This window comes from Psychrobacter piscatorii (genome assembly GCF_043641605.1).
GTDB classification, from domain to species: domain Bacteria; phylum Pseudomonadota; class Gammaproteobacteria; order Pseudomonadales; family Moraxellaceae; genus Psychrobacter; species Psychrobacter piscatorii_C.
Genome location: NZ_JBHZRK010000025.1, coordinates 1 through 4,885, shown reverse-complemented (window position 1 = coordinate 4,885; position 4,885 = coordinate 1). Strand labels below are relative to the sequence as shown.

General features: G+C 42.4%; 4 protein-coding genes. 3 read left to right on the top strand and 1 reads right to left on the bottom strand.

Features of this window, described 5'->3' with window-relative positions:
• A partial coding sequence (locus tag ACHUET_RS14590) for an IS3 family transposase (RefSeq protein ID WP_394213794.1) occupies positions 1-156 on the top strand: 156 nt, incomplete at its 5' end.
• Between the two features lie 215 nt (positions 157-371).
• Here ACHUET_RS14590 and pepN read toward each other — a convergent pair.
• Complete coding sequence (gene pepN / locus ACHUET_RS14585) at positions 372-2,972, bottom strand: aminopeptidase N (protein WP_394213793.1); 2,601 nt, start codon at positions 2,970-2,972, stop codon at positions 372-374.
• Positions 2,973-3,379: 407 nt separating this feature from the next.
• Here pepN and ACHUET_RS14580 point away from each other — a divergent pair, with 407 nt between their 5' ends.
• Positions 3,380-4,015: a DUF6231 family protein gene (locus tag ACHUET_RS14580; protein WP_394213792.1), complete on the top strand. Its 636-nt coding sequence runs from the start codon at positions 3,380-3,382 to the stop codon at positions 4,013-4,015.
• Positions 4,016-4,156: 141 nt separating this feature from the next.
• A complete protein-coding gene (gene pal, locus ACHUET_RS14575; protein ID WP_058025758.1) occupies positions 4,157-4,675 on the top strand; it encodes a peptidoglycan-associated lipoprotein Pal in 519 nt (172 codons plus the stop codon).
• Positions 4,676-4,885 lie beyond the last annotated feature (210 nt).

Sequence of the window (4,885 nt, the reverse complement as noted above, 5' to 3'; positions counted from 1 at the left end):
TTAAAGTGCGAGACCATTTACATTGAAAAACCTCAAACCATTGAGCAGTTAGAGCAACAAATCCATGAGTACATTCACTATTACAACAATGAGCGCATTCAATTGAAACTAAAAGGACTGAGTCCTGTGCAATACAGAACTCAGTCCCTGAGGTAAACTTAGACCGTCCAAGATTTGGGGGTCAGTTCATCGTACTGATACGAAAGGGGCTTTTTATTGGGAGCATCTTAAGAGAAACACCTTCTTGAGCAGCTTAATTCTTAATAATAATTAATACTGTACACTCAATTAAATAAAGCCAACTCTAATTTGGGGTTGGCTTTATTTTGAAGTTAATACTACAGCTAGAATTATTTCCTAGCTATTATCAATCAGCTATTTGCAGCACCTAATACACTCTCTAAGCTTTCAAGCACATGCTTAGATGAGACATTTTTTTGTAAATCTATCAACTGCTCATGTGCCATTTGACGACGTGGTTCAGCCAACGTATTCCAGCGTGCCAGCACTTGTAGCAGTCGCGACGCCAATACAGGGTTAGCATCATCTAGCTTTTTAATGACGTCTGTATACATCTTCAGACCCTCTGCTGTCCATAGTACCGTTGGTTGCGAGCTAAAGGCGCTGACAACTGAACGGACACGATTAGGGGTATTCCAATCAAAATCGGTGTGCGCAATTAACGACTTGATAACGTCAGGTGTCACATCATCAGCGGCAGCTTGCACACTGAACCATAAATCAATCACCAGATCGTTTGCTTGGAAACGCTCGTAGAAGTCCGATAAGTACTTATCTGCCTCTACTAATTGATGGTTAACCATAGCCTTCAACGCACCAAAACGCTCTGTCATACAGCTAGCATTATCATATTGCTGTTGTGCCCAGTCGGCTGCGCCTTCAACGTTAGCAGTCAGTGCCATATCAAGCACCACATTACGTAGCGCACGGATGCCTCGAGCTTCAGCACTATCTTCATAAGACTGCATTGGCAAATTTTTATACAATGCTGCCCATTGGTCTTTTAATCTATCTGCTACTTGCTGATATAGCCCATCGCGTTGCTCTTTCACTAATACCGGATCATAGTCTTGAGGAATGGCAGAAGCAAGCTCTTGCGCTGATGGAATATCAAGTAATCTTGCGGCCAGCATTGCATCATCAGCTGCTAAAACGGGCAATGTCTGTGCCAATGCCTCTAAATATACATCAGGACTGCTCTTCGTGCCTTGGCTTTGCAGTAAAATACGGTTTACCAGCATTTGGGTGACTTGCCAGCGGTTAAACCCATTGGTTTCATGCTTGAGCAAAAATGCTAAGTCTGCATCTTGGTAGTCATAGTTAAGCTGTACTGGCGCACTAAAATCACGCAGTAAAGACACAACAGGCTCACTTGCGATATTTTCAAACACAAACGTTTGCGTCGCCTCGTCAAGCAATAACATACGCTCAGCGACGATAGCGCCTGAATCTTTATCAAACAGTGCGGTTGCTACAGGTATCGGCAACGGTTTTGGTGCATCAAAGCCTTTCACATGACGTGTTTGCTGATTCAAAGTAATCGTTAATGTCTGCGCTGCACTATCATAAGTTTGAGAGCCCGATACCACTGGCGTACCTGGCTGACGATACCAGTCGATAAAGTCCTCGATTTTGTCATCAGTAATACTAAGGGCTGATAAAAAGTCTTCAACCGTTACCGCTTGTCCATCGTAACGACGGAAATACTCGTCTGTTCCTTTGCGAAAATCATCCGGCCCTAATGTGTTCGCAATCATTCGTACGATTTCAGCGCCTTTCTCATAGACGGTTGTCGTATAAAAGTTATTAATCTCAACAAAGCTCTCTGGGCGTACTGGATGTGCTAATGGGCCTGCATCCTCTGCAAACTGATGCGCGCGTAGTGTCGCCACATCATCAATACGCTGTACCGCACTTGATTGCTGATCTGCTGAAAACGACTGATCACGGTAAACCGTAAAACCTTCTTTCAAACACAGCTGAAACCAATCACGGCAAGTAATACGGTTGCCCGTCCAGTTGTGAAAATATTCGTGAGCAATAATGGCTTTTACGCTAAAACTGCGCGCATCAGTAGTGGTCTCAGGGCTAGATAACACACAAGCGGTGTTAAAGATATTAAGACCCTTATTCTCCATTGCGCCCATATTGAACTGACTGACTGCCACAATCATATAGCGATCTAAATCATAGGCTCGGCCGTAATTGACCTCATCCCATCTCATGGCGTCTTTTAAGGCTTGCATACCAACATCACATTTATCGATATCGGCAGATTTTGCATACACCTCAAGTAATACGTCCCGACCTTCGCTGGTCGTATAAGAGTCTGTCAACACATCCAAATCAGCAATAACACAGGCAAATAAATAACTGGGCTTGTTGGTTGGATCCTGCCAAATCGCATAATGACGCTCTGGCGCATCAGCAACCTCGCCTGCTTCGACTAAATTACCGTTGGCCAATAACGTCGGATAGCGCTTATCGGCTTCCAGTCGAGTGGTAAATATCGCGAGTACATCAGGGCGATCAGGATAAAAAGTAATCTTACGGAAACCTTCTGGTTCGCACTGAGTCACAAACATCGTGTCGTCACCACTACCTGCCATGTATAGACCTTCAAGCGCGGTGTTAGTTTGCGGGCAGATACGTACCTGAATGTCTAAGGTAACCTCATCAGGTGCTTCATAAATCGTTAGCTTGCCATCTTCTTGCTGGTAGTGCTCAGATGTTAACGCTTTATTATTCATGATAATAGACAGCAGCTCTAACGATTCGCCAAATAAGACAATATCTCCTGCTGTTTGGCGTACCATCTTAAGCGTGCTGTCTACCTGAGCATAATCCTCAAATAGCTTAATGTCCAAATGGACTGTTTCAACATCAAAACTTGGCTTCTGATAGTCTTTTAGATTGATTTTGCTAGGTGCATGTGGTGGTACATCTGGCATTTCAGGGTTGATGATCTGAGCATCGGTTTCAGCAGTAGACATGTGATTTCCTATTATTATTGATAATATATTATGAGTGTTATTGTTTTGCTACTCGCATTATAGCTTTCATCTATATAGCAACGTTTATGGCGCTCAAAGTCACAATGAAAGTCACAACGGGCGCATGTTATATATGACTTTTTACTTATAGGTAGATTGACCTAAATCCTTATATTTCAAGTATGGGCATCGAGATAACTGAGTTTATCCTTCACATACATTTCCTCGTATACACTCATGCGGGTTAATAAGCATCTACATAAATGATTAAATCAACAATTGGCTCACGTTATCAATTGGATAATGCCGATGAAAATGATTTAATAGGCACACTAATAACTCACCTTTCATAAACGGCTTATTATATGACAACACACACTGCCAAATACTCAAAGATTACGTTACCTTTACTAATAGAGTATGTTGATGCTCTCATGCCTTCGCTTGATAGCTCGCTTGATAAACAAGCACAAACGATGGCTGGACAGACTGATGAAACTATTGATCTGTTATGGGTAGCACACGACAAAACAGAATTATCAACCTTGCAAACACAGCTAAAGAAAAGTACACATATTAAAGATACGAATGTTAAAGATGATAACAACGTATCAGCTGAAGCATGGCACGTCTCCACCTTACCAGAGCTTGCTAAACAGCAGGTGCTTGAACGATACGAACTTGCTTGCTTTTGGCTACCCACCCTCTCACAAGAGCTGTTACATCAATACATCCCTACCCTCATGCGTTATCGTGATCTCTATGCAGCACACTTGCTGGTTGCGCTTGATAGTTCAATCGATTTGAAACCTTATGGATTTACACCATTTGATATCTTAAGTGAGCCCTCTTTAGATATTAGTGATATTGAATCCATAACGTCGTCCACTGTATCAGCGACGCTTTGGCAATTCAATTTATATGATTATAAACAGCTACCGAATTGGCTCAATGCTGATTACTGGGCCAATCCTGAAAACTGGGGTAAACACCGCTGGTGATACGTTACATATCTATCTATCGTTATTTACAGTAAAAATACTTACATAAATTAACAGTTAGTATATGATGGATAAAGATTGCCTGAGTTTTATCGTAAGCAGTTTAAAAAATAAATTTAATTAAAATTTTAGGAGCTCGTCATGTCAATCAGTTTTTCTAAGATCGCTGTTTTAGCTGTACTATCAAGCGCCGTTGCAATCACTACAGGTTGTGCGACTAAACGTGCTACCTCAGAAGTTGTGGTCGCGCCGCTAGGCATTCCAGGTGGTCAGGTTGGCTACAATGGTGCCGTCATCGTTGATAACTCAGCCGCTGTCATTACTGGTGCTGAAAACTTACAAGCGGTTGTCTATTTTGCTTTTGATAGCAGCGAAATCACTGCGCAAGCGGCGAGTGTCCTTAACCAACATGTGAGCCTATTAAACTCAAATCCAGCAGCTGGTGTGGTTATCGCAGGTCATACTGATGAACGTGGTAGCCGTGAATACAATATGGCACTCGGTGAGCGCCGTGCCCAAGCAGCACGCAATTACCTCGCTGCTCAGGGTGTCGCTGCCAACAACATCCGTGTCATTAGCTATGGTGAAGAACGTCCTGCAGCGGCTGGCAACACCGAAGACGCCTATGCCCAAAACCGCCGTGCTGAGCTGTCTTACTAAGAGTCATTAAAAAATCATTTGCTTTAAAAAAGCCCAGTAATGTTATATTACTGGGCTTTTTATATTCTATTGAGCTGAGTAAGATATAAATATTTCAGACTCAAATGTAAGATACCTGATTTCAAGTATATTATTTGGTGGTGTGTCAGAAAGTATGCTGAAGAAATAAAGGAGGGTGACAGCCAAAGCAAGATGATATATTTGAGGTTA